Source organism: Sporosarcina saromensis (assembly GCF_054901285.1).
The window spans coordinates 2,514,181-2,530,799 of sequence record NZ_CM142738.1 but is presented as its reverse complement, the minus strand read 5'-3'; the positions used below and the strand labels follow the sequence as shown (position 1 = coordinate 2,530,799).

At 43.1% G+C, this 16,619-nt stretch carries 17 protein-coding genes and 1 riboswitch; of the genes, 11 read left to right on the top strand and 6 right to left on the bottom strand.

Annotated features, from left to right (window positions below; all coding sequences use genetic code 11):
- The first annotated feature begins 60 nt into the window (after positions 1-60).
- The 6 genes from modA to ACVHUV_RS12710 all read left to right on the top strand — a co-directional run bounded on the left by modA (position 61) and on the right by ACVHUV_RS12710 (position 4,549).
- Positions 61-840, top strand: a complete 780-nt coding sequence (gene modA, locus ACVHUV_RS12735; RefSeq protein WP_462084817.1) for a molybdate ABC transporter substrate-binding protein — start codon at positions 61-63, stop codon at positions 838-840.
- A gap of 21 nt (positions 841-861) precedes the next feature.
- Positions 862-1,548, top strand: coding sequence for a molybdate ABC transporter permease subunit (gene modB, locus ACVHUV_RS12730; protein ID WP_462084816.1), 687 nt, complete (start codon positions 862-864; stop codon positions 1,546-1,548).
- Positions 1,549-1,561: 13 nt separating this feature from the next.
- Positions 1,562-2,218, top strand: a complete 657-nt coding sequence (locus tag ACVHUV_RS12725; RefSeq protein ID WP_462086910.1) for an ATP-binding cassette domain-containing protein — start codon at positions 1,562-1,564, stop codon at positions 2,216-2,218.
- Between the two features lie 126 nt (positions 2,219-2,344).
- Entirely contained in the window at positions 2,345-3,496 is a 1,152-nt protein-coding gene (yfkAB, locus tag ACVHUV_RS12720) for a radical SAM/CxCxxxxC motif protein YfkAB (protein ID WP_462084815.1), read from the top strand.
- Positions 3,497-3,544: 48 nt separating this feature from the next.
- Positions 3,545-4,255 (top strand): YwaF family protein, encoded by a 711-nt coding sequence (locus ACVHUV_RS12715; protein ID WP_462084814.1) that lies wholly within the window; start codon positions 3,545-3,547, stop codon positions 4,253-4,255.
- 117 nt (positions 4,256-4,372) lie between these two features.
- On the top strand, positions 4,373-4,549 hold the full coding sequence (locus ACVHUV_RS12710; protein WP_371391403.1) for a hypothetical protein: 177 nt from the start codon (positions 4,373-4,375) through the stop codon (positions 4,547-4,549).
- Positions 4,550-4,986: 437 nt separating this feature from the next.
- Here ACVHUV_RS12710 and ACVHUV_RS12705 read toward each other — a convergent pair whose 3' ends face one another.
- The 5 genes from ACVHUV_RS12705 to ribD all read right to left on the bottom strand — a co-directional run bounded on the left by ACVHUV_RS12705 (position 4,987) and on the right by ribD (position 9,886).
- Positions 4,987-6,210, bottom strand: a complete 1,224-nt coding sequence (locus tag ACVHUV_RS12705; RefSeq protein WP_371391898.1) for an IS110 family RNA-guided transposase — start codon at positions 6,208-6,210, stop codon at positions 4,987-4,989.
- 244 nt (positions 6,211-6,454) lie between these two features.
- Positions 6,455-6,922: a 6,7-dimethyl-8-ribityllumazine synthase gene (gene ribH, locus ACVHUV_RS12700; RefSeq protein WP_462084813.1), complete on the bottom strand. Its 468-nt coding sequence runs from the start codon at positions 6,920-6,922 to the stop codon at positions 6,455-6,457.
- Between the two features lie 3 nt (positions 6,923-6,925).
- Entirely contained in the window at positions 6,926-8,128 is a 1,203-nt protein-coding gene (locus tag ACVHUV_RS12695) for a bifunctional 3,4-dihydroxy-2-butanone-4-phosphate synthase/GTP cyclohydrolase II (RefSeq protein WP_462084812.1), read from the bottom strand.
- 12 nt (positions 8,129-8,140) lie between these two features.
- Positions 8,141-8,797: a riboflavin synthase gene (ribE, locus tag ACVHUV_RS12690; RefSeq protein WP_462084811.1), complete on the bottom strand. Its 657-nt coding sequence runs from the start codon at positions 8,795-8,797 to the stop codon at positions 8,141-8,143.
- Positions 8,798-9,886: a bifunctional diaminohydroxyphosphoribosylaminopyrimidine deaminase/5-amino-6-(5-phosphoribosylamino)uracil reductase RibD gene (gene ribD, locus ACVHUV_RS12685; RefSeq protein WP_371391400.1), complete on the bottom strand. Its 1,089-nt coding sequence runs from the start codon at positions 9,884-9,886 to the stop codon at positions 8,798-8,800.
- Between the two features lie 59 nt (positions 9,887-9,945).
- A riboswitch (FMN riboswitch) is annotated at positions 9,946-10,095 on the bottom strand.
- A 234-nt stretch (positions 10,096-10,329) separates the two neighbouring features.
- Between ribD and ACVHUV_RS12680 the strand changes: the two genes are divergently transcribed.
- The 5 genes from ACVHUV_RS12680 to fni all read left to right on the top strand — a co-directional run bounded on the left by ACVHUV_RS12680 (position 10,330) and on the right by fni (position 15,017).
- Entirely contained in the window at positions 10,330-10,764 is a 435-nt protein-coding gene (locus ACVHUV_RS12680) for a GNAT family N-acetyltransferase (protein ID WP_317946095.1), read from the top strand.
- Between the two features lie 117 nt (positions 10,765-10,881).
- The gene (gene mvk, locus ACVHUV_RS12675; protein ID WP_462084810.1) at positions 10,882-11,832 is read left to right on the top strand and encodes a mevalonate kinase; all 951 of its coding nucleotides are present in this window, start codon (positions 10,882-10,884) and stop codon (positions 11,830-11,832) included.
- Between the two features lie 35 nt (positions 11,833-11,867).
- Positions 11,868-12,848, top strand: coding sequence for a diphosphomevalonate decarboxylase (gene mvaD, locus ACVHUV_RS12670; protein ID WP_462084809.1), 981 nt, complete (start codon positions 11,868-11,870; stop codon positions 12,846-12,848).
- Between the two features lie 16 nt (positions 12,849-12,864).
- A complete protein-coding gene (locus tag ACVHUV_RS12665) occupies positions 12,865-13,989 on the top strand; it encodes a phosphomevalonate kinase (RefSeq protein ID WP_462084808.1) in 1,125 nt (374 codons plus the stop codon).
- Positions 13,986-15,017, top strand: coding sequence for a type 2 isopentenyl-diphosphate Delta-isomerase (gene fni, locus ACVHUV_RS12660; RefSeq protein WP_462084807.1), 1,032 nt, complete (start codon positions 13,986-13,988; stop codon positions 15,015-15,017). Before ACVHUV_RS12665 ends, fni begins: the two co-directional genes overlap by 4 nt.
- A 260-nt stretch (positions 15,018-15,277) precedes the next feature.
- On the opposite strand, the gene ACVHUV_RS12655 is transcribed toward fni, so the two are convergent.
- Positions 15,278-16,507, bottom strand: a complete 1,230-nt coding sequence (locus ACVHUV_RS12655) for an MFS transporter (protein ID WP_317946107.1) — start codon at positions 16,505-16,507, stop codon at positions 15,278-15,280.
- Between the last annotated feature and the right edge of the window lie 112 nt (positions 16,508-16,619).

Genomic DNA, 16,619 nt, shown 5'->3' with positions numbered 1-16,619 from the left:
TATTTTATGTTATATTTAGATATATCTAAATACACTAAAGGATAAGGGGATGGAAGTAGCGTGATTCGGTTAAAGAACATATGGATTGCTCTTTGTGTTGTCGGATTATTGGCTGGTTGTTCATCGGAAAGAGGTAGTAACGATGGCGAAGAGGAAGTAGAATTAGTAGTCGCTGCGGCTGCAAGTTTAACAGATGCATTGACAGCGTTAAAAGATTCGTTTGAAAATGAACATGAAAACGTTACGGTTACCTTCAATTTTGGCAGTTCTGGTAAGTTGGCGACCCAAATTACGCAAGGTGCGCCTGTAGATGTGTTTTTATCCGCAAGTCCTAAGGATATGGATGTTCTAGAAGGTGAAGAACTCCTGATCGATTCGACGCGTAGTAATTTTACGGAAAACGCGCTCGTGTTGATTGGCCACCGCGATGCACAGTTCCAAGTACCTTCATTTGAGGACATTGACAATGCAGCAATCACGAACATTGCAATTGGTGAGCCGGAAAGCGTGCCTATCGGGCGTTATACTAAAGAGGTGTTAGAGCACCTTGACTTGTGGGATACATTGCAGAACAAACTTGTTAGGGGTTCTGATGTACGGCAAGTATTAACGCATGTAGAATTAGGGAATGCAGATCTTGGTGTGGTGTACTCGAGTGATGCATTCATTTCTGACAAGGTGAAGGTGTTAGCGGAAGCGGATCCAAATTGGCATGCGCCGATTGTTTATCCAGGTGCGGTCGTAAAAAGTACGAAGCATGAAGCGGAAGCTCATGCACTTCTTGCTTATCTAGGTAGCGAGGAAGGAAAAAAAGCATTAGAAGCATATGGTTTCAAGTAATTCGCAAAGGAGTGTGCACGGATGATGGACATGAGTTATTCACCGTTACTGTTATCATTAAAAGTGGCGGTCATTTCCACTGCAATCGTTTTTCTACTCGGCCTCATTTTTGCACACCGATTTTCTAGGAAAGAATTTTTCGGGAAAAGTATTTTGGAAGCGTTGTTTTTACTTCCACTTGTATTACCGCCAACGGTTGTCGGATTTGGACTGTTGATCTTGTTCGGTAAAAAAGGATGGATTGGTAAATGGCTGCTGGAATGGTTTGATTATCAAGTCGTGTTCACTTGGATTGGTGCGGTCATTGCGGCCGTTGTGGTTTCTTTTCCACTCATGTATCAAAGTGCCTCAGCCGCCTTTACGAGTGTAGACGTGAAATTGGAGAACGCCGCGCGGACGATGGGTGCTTCTGAGTGGCGTGTATTTTGGACAATTGCGTTTCCCCTCGCTTGGCCAGGATTACTTGCAGGATTCGTGCTGTCATTTGCAAGAGGGCTCGGAGAATTTGGCGCGACCCTTATGTTGGCAGGTTACATTCCGGGGAAGACAGACACCATTCCGATGGCCATCTATTTTGCTGTAGAAGCCGGACAAATGGAAAAGGCAACGTTTTGGGTGGTCATTATTGTTGCGCTTGGATTTAGCACGATTTTGTGGTTGAACTGGTGGAGTAGACGGAATATGAGGCGATATTCAAATGAAAAGTAAAGTAGGTGTACCCATGCTTGAAGTGACGATACAAAAACAACTTGCGCACTTTCCATTGGATGTTTCGTTTACGATGAGAGATGAAATTCTTGTGCTATTTGGACCTTCAGGAGCAGGCAAGACGACCATTCTCAATTGTATTGCAGGGCTAGCCAATCCAGATGGCGGAAAGATCGTGTTAAATAATCAACCGTTTTTCCACTCACCGAACAATTCACTACCCACTCAAAGAAGAAATATTGGCTATCTTTTTCAGGATTACGCCTTGTTTCCACATATGACAGTCGAGAAGAATATCTATTATGGTGTAAAAAAAACAACGGTCAAGGTAAATACCATCATTGAGCAACTTATGAATGTGCTTGGAATTGAACATTTACTGAACAAGTATCCGCACCAAATTTCCGGCGGCGAAAAACAACGTGTAGCATTAGCAAGAGCGTTAGCGACGGAACCATCCATTCTTTTATTGGATGAACCGCTATCCGCACTGGATAAGCAAACGCGTATCGAGTGTCAGAATGAGCTCATTCGTATCCATGAAATGTGGAAAATCCCGTTCATTATTGTGACACACGATCAAGACGAAGCTAAAAAATTGGGGCATCGGATGTTATTGATGGAGCAAGGAAAAGTCATTGAAGAAAGAAGATGTAGAATAAGTACATGAATTCATACTACACAGTGCCTTCTGAACATCATACGGAAGGTGCTTTTTCATTGTAAACCCTTGAATAACTAGACGATCAAGCGCATACTTAATAAGTTACTTATCTAATTTAGGAGTTTTGATCATATGACAACTTACAGTATTGAAAACCGTCCGATGACTGTTGAAAACGATCCGTGGGAAGCGTATATGGATGTCAAACAACACGGTCAATTGACGTTATCGAGTATCGAATTTACTACGACTTATTTATGTAATATGCGTTGTGAGCATTGTGCAGTCGGATACATGTTACAACCGAAAGATCCGGACGCTTTGCCGATCGAACTATTGACCGCTCGATTGGATGAAATTCCACATTTGCGGACAATCAGCATTACGGGTGGCGAGCCGATGTTCTCAAAAAAATCGGTTGAACAAGTCGTGCTACCCCTTTTGAAATATGCACACGGACGTGGCGTCAAAACGCAGATGAATTCTAATTTGACAATGCCACTCGAACGTTATGAGCAAGTAGCCCCATATTTGGATGTATTGCACATCTCCCACAATTGGGGGACGGTAGATGATTTTGTGGAAGGCGGATTTGCCAACATGGAAAAGCAGCCGCCACGTGAACGAAGAGCAGCGCAGTTCCAACGCATGATCGATAACAGTAAAGCTCTAGCTGATATGGGTGTGATGGTTTCAGCAGAAACGATGCTGAATAAACGGACATTGCCACATTTACAATCTATTCATAAGCAAGTAGTTGAAGAGATGAAGTGTGCACGTCATGAAATCCACCCGATGTATCCGAGTGATTTTGCAAGTTCTCTAGAAGTATTGTCGCTTGCAGAAACGAGAAAAGCATTGCATGATTTGCTCGATGTCCGTGATGAAGATACGTGGATGCTATTTGGCACGTTGCCATTCTATCCTTGCAGCCCACTCGAAGAAGACCTTCAACTGTTAAAGCGGATTTACATCAGCAAAAATGTTTCCGTACGAAATGATCCGGATGGACGCTCTAGATTGAACGTCAATATCTTCACAGGAGATGTCATTGTCACAGATTTTGGTGACACACCGCCGATGGGGAACATTACATCGGATTCGTTACCAGACATGCTCGATCGTTGGTTAGAACGTCCACTCGCCAAGTCGATTAGCTGCCATTGCCCAGCTGTTCAATGCCTAGGGCCCAATTTACTTGTCAAGGATGCCTATTACAAGGACGTCGATTTTACTACGCGAAACGCAAAGATTACACGCTCATCAGATGGAACCATTCTCTAACAATTTCGTTTAATGAGTAGAAAGAAGTTTGTCGGAGGAGGTGTTCCATTGTCCGCGCCATTTATCATGTTTTCGACCGTCCACATCGCTACACTATGCGTCATTTTAGCGTTGATGATCAGTTTGTTTGCATTCCGGAAGAAATTCCAATTTGACATGCAAAAAACGAGACGTATAGAGCGGGGAATTGCACTTTCATTAATGGGGATGGAAATCCTTTATCATGTATGGATGGTACAATCGGAGCGTTGGCGATTAGTCGATTCATTGCCATTGGAGCTATGCAGCTTGTCGCTACTCGTTACAGCTTTTCTGTTATGGACGGGAAATAAGCATGTCGTCGATTTTGTTGTTTTTGCGGGTATTGGAGGCGCGCTCCAAGCAATTGTAACACCCGTGTTGGATATGGATTTCCCACATTTCCGTTATTTTCATTTCTTTTATACCCATGCAATGATTATCCTAACGGGTTTATATTTCATCTGGATAAAAGGATATCGACCGACCTTTAAAGGCGTTGTAAAAACGATGCTCGTCTTAAATGTTCTATTGCCAGTGATCTTGCTTGTGAACAAGTTAGTTGACGGGAATTACATGTTTTTACGAAACAAGCCGGAAAACGGTAGTTTATTAGACGTGCTAGGACCGTATCCATGGTATATTCTTTCACTTGAGGCGGTTGCGTTTCTCATTTTTACACTTTTGTGGCTAGGCTTACGAAAATCTACTGGTCAAGCTCGATCTGTGAACGGAGACTGACGAAACTCTAAAGCGACGTATAGAGGTAAATTCCATCATCGAATTTATGTAGACAATGCTATAAGGGAAATGGTACGATTTAGGAACTACGATGAAGAAAACCAAGGAGGACATGCGATGACGGAACAAAAAACGAAAATCAGTTTAAAAGACGCAGTCAAACAACAGCTCGAAGCAAAGAAGAACAAAGCTTCCGTTAACAAACGAACTGGCAACCCTATTCAACAAGGCCCTAAAATGAAAAGCCAGCAAGCAAAACCGGTCACACAGTCAAGCAGAAAAATGGGGATTTAATAATGAGGTGGCTGGGACAAAACTCTAAATAGACCGTTCCTCTGCGCTCCAAAAGGCACGCTTTCCGCGGGGCGCGCTTGAGCCTCCTCGTCCGCGTCGCTTCGCTTTGCTCCCTGTGGGGTCTCAACATTCGCGCTAAATCCCGCAGGAGTCGGCCTTTTTCCGCTCCGATCCACTTATAAAGATAAAAAAGAAACATTGTAAAAGCAGAAAAAATGCATGTCGGCGAATTTGCCTTCATGCATTTTTTATGTTTTGTCCCAGCCTCTTTCTTACAATTAGTCAACCTTTTTAAAAGATTTATTTATACTTTCTAGGATGGTTAAGAGGGGCGGGATATCCCACCCCTCTTAACCGTCCTTTTTAGATACGCCAAAAAGACCTGACGATTTTAATTTTTTTCGAAAGGTCATTGTGGTATAGTTCTAGGTAAGTGATTACGATTTCTGAGCTGGTAGTGCGGACTCATAATCGTATAGAATGCCACACGTCAGTAACTGAAATGTCACTTTCAGAAACTTATTGATGCAGGCGATGATCGCAACCTTATGGGGCTTCCTCTGAGGTTGCTTTTTTAATTTGTAGTAATAATCCACAAAATGATTCGGCTTTCTTTTAGCCATAAGCATAGCGCATATCATAAAATATAGAATCTTCCGCAGATGTTTGTTTCCTCTTTTATTAATACGATCTCTATATTGTGTATTGCCCGACTGGTATCGCATAATATCGATGCCTGCGTAAGCGTTCAATTGTTTCGCATTCTTAAAGCGGCGAATATCTCCAATTTCTCCGATTAATCGGCATGCCGTCGAATCGCCTATACCCGGTATCGAGCGGTAAACAAGATATTCTTTTCGGCCTTCTGATAACTTTTTCATTTGTTTTATCAGTGTATCTTTCTTCTCCTTCAAGTCGGCAATTCGGGACGCGTAATCACGAACCTGGTCGCATCGAATATCATTCGGTTTGATGGCTGGATAGCTGTTTCGCGCTGCTTCCAATAGAACGGATGCTTTCGCTTCAGCTCGTGCCAACGAAAGGTTCTTTCTTGTATTAGCTTTTAAACGATTCTTAATGACCGTCTTTGAATGATCCAGTAAAAGTGCAGGATGCGGATAGAGCTGAACAATATTTAAGAACAGAGCTGAACTTGGTGTAATGAGCTTTTCTAATTCCGGGAAGCTAAGATGTAAAATAGAATGCATTCTGCTTTTCAGTAAAATCATTTCTTCATCAATTTCATCGTAATAACGCGTCAAGGCACGCATCTGTTCATAATAATCATCTTGGATATATGTATGTTTACGCGCCGCTTGGAAATGGGTCTTCGCAAGTTCATGGGCATCACTAAGATCTGTTTTATGCCGCCGCATCTTCGCCATCTGTAAATTGGCTTCAAGTGGATTCATGCGGCAATACGCATAGCCAAAATCTTTGAGAAATGTTTCGATAGGTTTTGAATAGACGCCGGTTGCTTCAAACACGATATCTGGTGCCTGGCCATCTACCTTTGTGATCTCTGCCATTCTTTCGTGCAATCGTTCAAATTCAACACGTGTATGATGAAATTCGCCTTCAAATTCACATTGGCGATAACCATCATAAATCGCAATCGTACTTTTTCCTTTACTCACATCTAAAGCTACGACATGTTTCATGTTCATTTCTCCTTCTTGACCAATCATAGAAGCCTCCACACTACCTTATCGATTCCACTTTCTTATACACGATCTCTATGGACCCAACATACTAAACTGATTCATATAAGGGCGTGAAGTTAGCCGGTTTTAAATACGGACTCAAAAGGTCCAAGAGGCTGGTCGGCTTTTCTTCACTTCTACTATAAAAAAATAGTAGCACAAACCATGGCCTTGGTTTGTACTACTAATGTTAGTATGTTTTTTATGCCATCACTTTCACCAAGTTTGCCATTTCAATGGCAGCCATTCCAACATCCCAACCTTTGTTGCCCGCCTTCGTGCCTGCACGCTCGACAGCTTGTTCAATCGTCTCTGTCGTCAACACACCAAAAAGCACGGGAATCTCTTCTGTCATATTCAAAGAGGCGATTCCTTTTGCCACTTCATTACATACATAGTCGAAATGAGGAGTTGCTCCTCTAATGACCGTACCGAGTGCGATAACGGCATCATATTTCTTTGAGGCAGCCATACGCTTCGCTATCAAAGGAATCTCAAATGCACCTGGCACCCAACAGATTTCGATATCTTCCGGTGCGACACGATGTCTGACTAAAGCGTCTTGTGCTCCGCTTAGTAGTTTGCCAGTAATAAACTCATTAAATCTTGAAACGACGATGCCTATTTTTAAGCCATCCCCTATTAAATGTCCTTCATAAGTTGTATACATCGCTCATTTCGCTCCTTCGTATAAAAGATGTCCAAGTTTCTCTTTCTTCGTTTTCATATACTGTTCATTCGCTTCGTGTGTCGGTATTTCAATTGGAACTCTGCGTATGATTTGAATGCCATGCGCTTCAATACTGTCCATTTTTCGTGGGTTATTCGTTAACAACTGGATTTGTGTACAACCGAGCTCTTTCAAGATTTGTGCACTGACGTCATACGTACGGCAGTCATCGGCAAATCCTAAAAGGGCATTCGCTTCGACCGTATCATAGCCTTGTTCTTGCAACTGATACGCTTTCATTTTATTGACAAGCCCAATCCCACGCCCTTCCTGTCGCATATAAAGAAGGACACCGACTCCCGCTTGTTGGATAGTCGCAAGGGAGGCATGTAGCTGGGGGCCACAATCACATCGACAAGAACCGAAGACATCTCCTGTTAAACATTCGGAGTGAATCCTGACGAATGGGGCTTCGACAGTAGCCAAATCACCCATTACAAAGGCAATATGCTCTTGACCCGTCCATTTCTCTACATAGGTATACGCTGTAAATTCTCCATATGTCGTCGGTAAATGTGTTGACACAATCTGTTCGATAAGTTGTTCATTCTTTTTCCGATAGGCAATCAATTGCTCAATCGAAAGAATGACCATGCCTAAACGTTCAGCAAGTTCTTCAAGTTGACGTCCTCTTGCCATCGTGCCATCTGCATTCATAATTTCACATATAACGCCTACTGGCTCAGCGCCTGCAAGTTTCGCCAAGTCGACCGCCGCTTCCGTGTGGCCAGGGCGTGTCAAGACGCCACCTTGTTTGGCGACTAAAGGGAATATGTGGCCAGGTCGTCTAAAATCGGTTGCCACAGAAGTATGATTCAACATTTTCATAATCGTTTCCGATCTTTCGAATGCAGATATGCCAGTATGTGCATTCGCATGGTCGATACTGACCGTAAAAGCGGTACCATGCGCATCTGTATTCGTTCCGGTCATCGGGGAAAGCCCTAACTGTTCATTCTTTTCCTCTTCAATCGGCACGCAAATGAGTCCTCGACCTTCCATCGCCATGAAATTGATCATTTCAGGTGTGGCAAATTCCGCAAGTGCTACGAAATCACCCTCGTTTTCTCGCTTCTCGTCATCGACAACAATAATGGCTTTTCCTTGTTTAAGTTGTTCGAGTGCTGTTTCTACCGATGCAAACACGTTCTCAGCTCCTTATGCGTAAAATCCGTTTTTGACGAGTGTATCCATTGTCAGTACGTCTTTTTGATGCTGTTTTTGAGTCGATGGGCGGCATAGTTGCTCTACATATTTCGCAAGTATGTCACATTCAACATTTACATAATGGCCAACTACCTTCATGCCAATAATGGACTGTTGTTGCGTCGTTGGAATTAATGAAATTGTACAGCCAGTTGAAAACACATCAAAAATCGTCAATGAAGTTCCATCAATTGTAATGGACCCTTTCGGAATCATGTATTTCAACAACGAGTCTTCTAGTTGAATGTCCATATACAGTGCATTTTCATGTTTGCGCTTTGAAGTGATTTTTCCTATGCTGTCAACGTGACCTGATACGATATGTCCGCCAAAGCGGCTCGTCATGGCCATTGCTCGTTCTAAATTCACTTTGTCTCCCTTTTGGAGTTTGGATAACGTAGTCGACTGAAACGTTTCCGGCATGACATCTGCAGTAAAATGCGTTGATGTAAAAGATGTAACCGTCAAACAGACGCCATTCACAGCTAGACTATCACCGAAATTGACATCCGCAAGAACAGTCGTACAGACGATCGTTAACGACATAGAGCGGTTTCCTCTGTTTACTGCATGCACCGTTCCAATTTCTTCAACAATTCCAGTGAACAATTAGTCATCACCTCGCTTGTTGAAAAGGGCATGGATACGTACATCCTCATGAAGTGTTTTCATATCGAGGATGTCGAGCATTTTCCCTTCAGCGATACGGGTACAGCCGTGGTCCATGAAAAGGGAAGGACCGTTTCCAATCAGTTTCGGGGCTACATACAAATACAATTCATCCGCTAAACCTGCTGTGATGAAACTGGAGTGTACTTGACTGCCACCTTCAACGAGTAGTTTCATAATCCCACGTTTACCGAGACGTTTTAACACCTCGTGTAAATAGTCGACATCAGGAGGAATCGACTCAACGGTTACGAGGGGGTATTTTGCGAACTGGTTCGTCAGTGTGTCTTGTCCGACAGTAAAAATGATTGTTTCTGCAGCATTGTCCTGAATGACATTAGCTGTTTGTGGCGTCCGTAGATGCCTGTCTAAAATTATGCGAATAGGGTTCTTTCCACCATGGGGCAAACGGGTGGTGAGGAAAGGGTTATCTTGAAGAATCGTATTTACACCTACTAGTATCGCATCATGGGTATGGCGGAGGGTATGGACATCCGATCTTGCGTGTGACGAAGTTATCCATTTGCTGTCCCCAGTGTGCGTCGCTAGGCGGCCGTCCAATGATGTGGCGGCTTTTAAGGTGATATACGGTGTTCCGTGTTTTATAAAATGAAAATATGCCCGGTTACTAAAATCTGCCTCTTTTGTACAAATAGCTAAAATGACTTCAATGCCTGCAGCTCTAAGAAGCCTGATCCCTTTGCCATTGACGGCGGGATTAGGGTCCAATGACGCAATGAAAACGCGTCGTATACCGCTCTCAATAATGGTATCCGTGCACGGTGGCGTTTTCCCCGTATGTGCACATGGTTCCAGTGTCACATACAAATCGGCATTCTGTGCTTGCGCGCCGGCCATTGTTAAAGCGTGCACCTCAGCATGCGGTGTCCCTGCACGTACATGCATACCTGTTCCGACAATTTGGCCGTCTTTTACGCAAACAGCGCCGACAATCGGATTCGGAGAAGTGTGACCTTCAGCAGTCATTGCAAGATCTAAAGCGAGTTTCATATAAGTTTCATCTGTCATTTTGTTCCCCCTTTCAACATGAAAAGGGCAGACGTATAGTGGGCATGGCAAAAAAACGCCTGCAACTTCTCCCATCCAGACTTTCACTGTCGGTGCCGGAGTTACACCAGCTCCACCGTCTTCAAGTAGAGAAGAACGGGTCACGGACTGACGAGCGCGATTGCTCGATCACCGCCGGTAAGGAATTTCACCTTGCCCCGAAGTTGCAGTATTTTATTTACCGCAATCAATTTAGCACAAAAATAGCGACTTGCCAAACTCTTTTTATAAACAAGAAAGCGTCAATTGTTGATTAACCGTCGTTTTTAAGCGCTTAAAATGCTATCATGAAGTGTATTTAGAGTAATTTAGCTTATGCAATCTGAACGGATTGAAAGAAAGATAGGTAAAATAGATTGAACTGAAAATGAATCGTTCGAAACATTCAAGAATGGAGGCGACGAATGGAAAATCGTACAATTGAAGAATTACAATCACGGCAAGAACTACTGGAAGGATTTCATGTCATGCGATACCTACGACCTCAATTTACTGAGCAAAGTTATATCGCATTGGTGGAAGAAGCTCAAAAGAACGAGACGTATCGTCAATTCGCATTGCGAGTAGATGGACGTATCGTAGCTGTGATTGGTTTTCAACCAATGATTACGCTTTATTACGGAAAGTATATTTGGGTCTGTGATTTAGTGACTGACATAGCATTTCGATCAAAAGGATTTGGTGAACAGCTATTGACGTTTGTCCATTCGCTTGCAAAGAAAGAAGGATTTGACCGGATTGCACTATCTTCTGGTCTCCAACGAGAACATGCACACCGGTTTTATGAAGAAAAAATGGGGTATGAGCGTGCGAGTTTTGTTTTTACAAAAACGCTGTGATCCATTCATAAAGCCAAATAGCTGAAATAGGGCACTATGTACTTTATAATGAGGAAGAATTAGCAGGTTTACACCAGTGAATCGTTGAATTTTGTTGAAAAAGTGAGGAACACACGCATGTCAAGAGAAGCAGAAGGTAAAGCACACGGAAAAGTAATCCTCATAGGAGAACATTCCGTTGTTTATGATAAACCTGCAATTGCCTTACCATTTCCGGTTGTGAACGTCGTTGCGACTGTAAGGGAAGGTATTGAAAATGATAATAAAACGTCAATTTGTGTAACGAGTCGATATTTTAGTGGTGAGCTTCAACAGGCACCTGTCGAGTTATCCGGTTTTAAAGCGAGTGTAGAAGAATCGCTGCAATTGTTACATGCCACGGATACGAATTTATCGATACAGATCGATTCATCCATACCGTCAGGAAGAGGATTAGGATCGAGTGCAGCAGTCGCTCATGCTGTCGTAAAAGGGATCTTTCATTACTTTGATGCACCTTTGCCACATGATGTGCAAATGCACCTCGTTCAAATTGCCGAAACGCATGCGCACGGCAATCCGAGTGGCATTGATATGGAAGCTACTTCAAATGAAGCGCCCATTTGGTTTCAAAAAGGGAAGAAGACAACAGCTCTTTCTTTCAAGAAACCTTTACATATCGTCATCGCGGATTCTGGACAATTCGGGGATACGCGAACGGCTGTGGAGAGTATACGCCATATGTATCGAAACCAACCGACGTCTGCTCGGGCATCGATTGAATTGCTAGGTGCGTACACGCATGCGTGTAAAGATGCATTGCTGGAAGGCAATAGCACAAAAGTTGGCGAGTTGTTGAATCTTGCACAAACGGAATTAGTCACACTCGGTGTCAGTGATACAAAGCTGGATCATTTGATCACAATCGCTAGAGCGAACGGTGCACTTGGCGCTAAATTGACGGGCGGCGGTCGTGGCGGCTGTGTGTTATGTTTGGCGGAAGATGAACAACATGCACAAAAGTTGGCAAGTGCGTTAGAAAAAGCTGGAGCTTGTCAAACATGGACGAGTCGTATTAGCCATCCATAACAAGAGCAGAACAGATTATGAAGTGAGGGTTTTTGATGAAAGCAACAGCAAGAGCGCATACGAATATTGCGCTAATTAAATATTGGGGGAAACGAGACGAACAATTGTTCCTTCCGATGAATAATAGCATTTCCATTACACTCGACCAGTTTTATACAACAACTTCGGTTACTTTTCAAGACGACTTAGCGTCCGATGTGTTCGTATTGGACGGAGTGGAACTTGGTGGTGCAGAACAAAACAAAATTTCAACTTTTCTAGACCTCGTCAGAAAAACGACGAAGCATCATGGGCATGCAGTCGTGGAGTCCTCTAACAATGTCCCGACTGCTGCAGGTTTCGCCTCATCCGCTTCAGGCTTTGCAGCACTGGCTGCAGCTTCTACGAAAGCGCTTGGGTATGAAATATCTGATGCAGGACTATCCATTCTTGCTCGACAAGGATCGGGTTCTGCGTGTCGGTCGATATACGGGGGATTCGTCGAATGGCATATGGGTGAAAAGAATGATGGAACCGATTCATTCGCTACGCAACTTCTTTCAGAAGAAGACTGGCAACTGAGTATAATATCTGTCATGGTCGAAGCGAAACAGAAAAAAGTGTTAAGTCGAGAAGGGATGAAAAGGACGGTTGAAACATCGCCTTTTTACGACGGTTGGTTAGCTTCGCTTGAACCGGATCTACTTGCAACGCGTGCAGCAATCGCCAAACGTACGTTTGAACAATTAGGAACGGTGCTGGAACGAAATGCGATGAAAATGCACGCCACAACATTAGGCGCTAACCCTCCATTCATGTATTGGATGAGTTCCACGATTGAAGTGATGCAAGCAGTCCAGGAATTGCGAGAAGACGGCATACAGGCATATTTTACAATCGATGCAGGTCCGAATGTTAAAGTGATTTGCCAACCCGCAGATGAAAGGGTCGTAATGGACAGGTTGAAACAGCTGATGTGCGTGAAAGATCTATTCCTTTGCCATCCAGGACCTGGTATCCACTATTTAACTACATGAAGGAAGGAATCGATGTATGAAACCACCAACCTTAACCGTCAGGGTACCAGGTAAGTTGTTTATCGCAGGAGAATATGCTGTGTTGGAACCAGGAGGGCATAGTGTTGTTGTAGCTATCGACCGGTATGTGTATGCGCATCTGACAGACAGTCCGGAATTTGTCGTCAACTTACCCCAAATCGGTTTTTCAAAAATGTCTTGGTCCGAAACGGATGACGGATTACGCTTCTGTACGTATGCGCCAAAACTAACCTTCATCCAAAATGCCATTACCGTTTGTCATCAATACATACGACATGTTGGTATTCAAGTGGAACCATTCAGCTTAACAATTGACAGTGAACTGGATGATTTCGCTACTGGCAAAAAATACGGTTTAGGGTCAAGTGCTGCGGTCGTTGTTGCAGTTATAAGCGCTATTTTACAAAAACATTATGCGCATGGGATTCCTTTGTCGCATGAAGTGATTTATAAGTTAGCAGCAATTGCACACTTCACGACGCAAGGAAGTGGTTCTTGTGCTGACATTGCAGCGTCAACTTACGGGGGATGGCTTCATTATCGTACATTTGATGCGAAGTGGTTGATTGAACAACTCGAAGACGGGGTAGACGTCCATACACTTGTTGCCAAACAATGGCCTGGTTTACAGGTGACAACTATTCAACCACCAGCCGACTTGGAATTAGTCGTCGGATGGACAGGGAGCGAAATGTCGACAGTGAAGATGATCGACCGTATTCGTGCATTACAAACGCAGCGGCCACATCGCTATGCGGCTTTTATAGACCAGAGCACAGAGGCAGTTTTAACTATGGTTGAACATTTTTCAGCGAACAATTTAGCGGGTGCTCTACAGAGTTTAACCGCAAATCGTAATGCATTGAAAGCGTTAAGTGAAGAAGTGGAAGCCGTCATTGAAACACCTAGTTTGCAAGCTTTGATACAGATTGCGAATGAGTACGGAGCTGGTAAAACATCAGGTGCAGGCGGTGGTGATTGTGGTATTGCGCTCGTTTCAGAAAAATCGTTTGTTGATTCATTAAAGAGAGAGTGGCGACAAGCGGGCATCGAACCATTGAATTTGACTGTCTGCATGGAAGGCACAAAGAGGATAGAAAAGGGGGATTTAATCGTATGACGGATTCGATCCATACACGGAAAGCCGAACACATTGAGATTACGCTTAATGAAAAAGTAACGGGTACAAACATTTCGACTGGACTTGAAAAAGTTCAATTTATTCATAATGCACTCCCTGAGATTGACTTTAATGAGATTTCCATTGAAAGCAAGTTTTTGAATGAGCAAAGACCGACACCGTTCGTTATTAGTTCGATGACAGGTGGAGCTGCATTTGCGGAAACCATCAATCGGAACTTGGCCATTGCTGCTGAAGAACGAGGATGGGTGCTTGCATTAGGTTCGATGCGTGCATTAATCGAAAGTGAAGAACACCGTGCATCTTTTCAAGTGCGTAAATATGCACCGAATGTACCGATCATCGCGAATTTAGGAGCTGTTCAATTAAATTATGGATTTGGCGTAGATCAGTGCAAACAGATTATCGAGATGAGCGAAGCAAACGCATTAGTCTTGCATTTGAATACAATCCAAGAAATTATCCAACCGAACGGCGATTTGAATTTTAAAGACTTACTCGGTAAGATTGAGCAGTTAACGAAAGAGCTTGGAGTACCGGTCGGCGTGAAGGAAGTTGGCTGGGGCATCGACGGTCAAACAGCGAAGAGACTGTGTGACGTCGGTATCGCTTTTGTCGATGTCGCTGGAGCTGGTGGTACGTCTTGGAGCCAAGTTGAGAAATTCCGTTCAAACGACCCAGTAAAACGCGCTGCCGCAGAAACGTTTAGTGGTTGGGGCAATCCGACCGTCGATTGTGTCATTGGCGTTCGTGAGCAGGTTGCAAATACATCGATCGTAGCAAGTGGCGGCATGTATACGGGGCTAGATGCTGCGAAAACAATTGCGTTAGGTGCTGATATGGTAGGCTTCGGCAGATCAATTTTGAAAGAAGCAACACTTTCTGTTGAAGACGTAATGACGGTCATGGAAACGAAAGAATTGGAATTACGAATGGCCATGTTTGGAATTGGCGCTAAGGATATTCAAACTTTACAAGCAACCGATCGAGTTGTTTATCATCGATAAAATTGTTCAACATGTCTTTTCTCATGGATCTTGAGAGAGGGCATGTTTTTTTCTAACAGGTTTAATTGGAAAGCGAAGTTCGTATAGTTGAACAAAAGTGGGATATTGGTGAAAACAAATTGTAAAGGTGGGGTCAAATTTCGTTTTTCGAATTCAAGTTAACATAATATTTATTTTGGGCAGTTAAATATCATCATTAAGTATACTTGAAACAGTGAGATGAAACGCGTTTTTTTACATAAAAACCCGCAGCAAATCATTTACACGATTTCTGCTGCGGGTTTTTCAATTTGTGGCTGTTCAAAAGTGATATTTTTCTTTTTCATCAATACATAAAATAACACCGTTAACGTTAAACTGATCATCCCAAATAGTATGACCATTGTTTGCAACCCAACGATATCTAAAAATGCGCCTGTGCTCACTAACACGACTTGAAACATGACCCGTTCTAACATATTACGGAATGAGAAAAATCGGCCGTGATATGCTTTTGGCATTTGTTTCTGAAAAATGACCATTGCTGTTGGAAAAAAACAACCTAACGCAAAACCTAGCACTGCAAATGCGCTAAGTGTCATAACGACACTACTTGCAAAAAAGAGCATGAATTCTGCAACTGCAACCATCGTTGCAAAGAAAAATAAGATAACCGTCGTCTTCCATTTCTGTGCAATGTATTTGACCGCAAACGATCCAATCATAAACGCAATGCCTTCAAACGTATAAATGAGCCCTTTTATGGATGAAGAATTTTGGATTTCACTAATGTTTATAACGATCAAGTTAAAGGAGCCGATAAATAATAACGGGATTAACGTCATAACAAGCGTCATACCAACAGTAGGAAATGCTTTTAACACTGGGAATACGTCCATAAATCCACTGTTTTCGCGTTGCTTTGCACTTTTCCCTTCGTCACTACCCTTCCCTTCATCAATTTTCAGCATAAGCGTAAACCCTAGTAACAAGCCGTATGCCAATAAGGATACCCAGTACAACGATGCTAATGACCAGTACACAAGCATGACGCCAGCTAATGCAGTGCCTGCTACCCTTGCTATTGTTGCTACGTTCATATGCAACCCGTTCATGGCTAACAGGTCTTTATCCTTCACAACAAGTGGAATTGCAGCTTGTAGGGCTGGAAAGTAAAACGTTGCTGCTAATTGAATTGAGACGATGAATGCGACCATCCACCAAACAGAGCCCGTAGCAATGGCAAGCAGCATGAAAACGACACTGATCATTCTCCCAATACCTGCTATAAGTAATACAGTCTTTTTACGTGATTGGTCAATAATCCGTCCTGCCGTTGGACCTGCAATAATACCTGCTAGTAATCCAATCGATAAGATAATGGCTTTGACAAAATCAGAGGGTATTTTTGCTTGAAGAAACTCAAGATTACCGATGATTCCCGTCCATAATCCGAGACCTGCAATCATCTCACCACTCAGGATAATCCAAACATTACGATTGTTCCACATGGCACTTCCCCATTCTTCAATATATTTCGGTTGTCGAATTAGTATACGGCAATTCAAAGGAAAAGTCACTCTTTTTTTACGAAGCAATGAAAAATACGCTCGTCTCATTGTG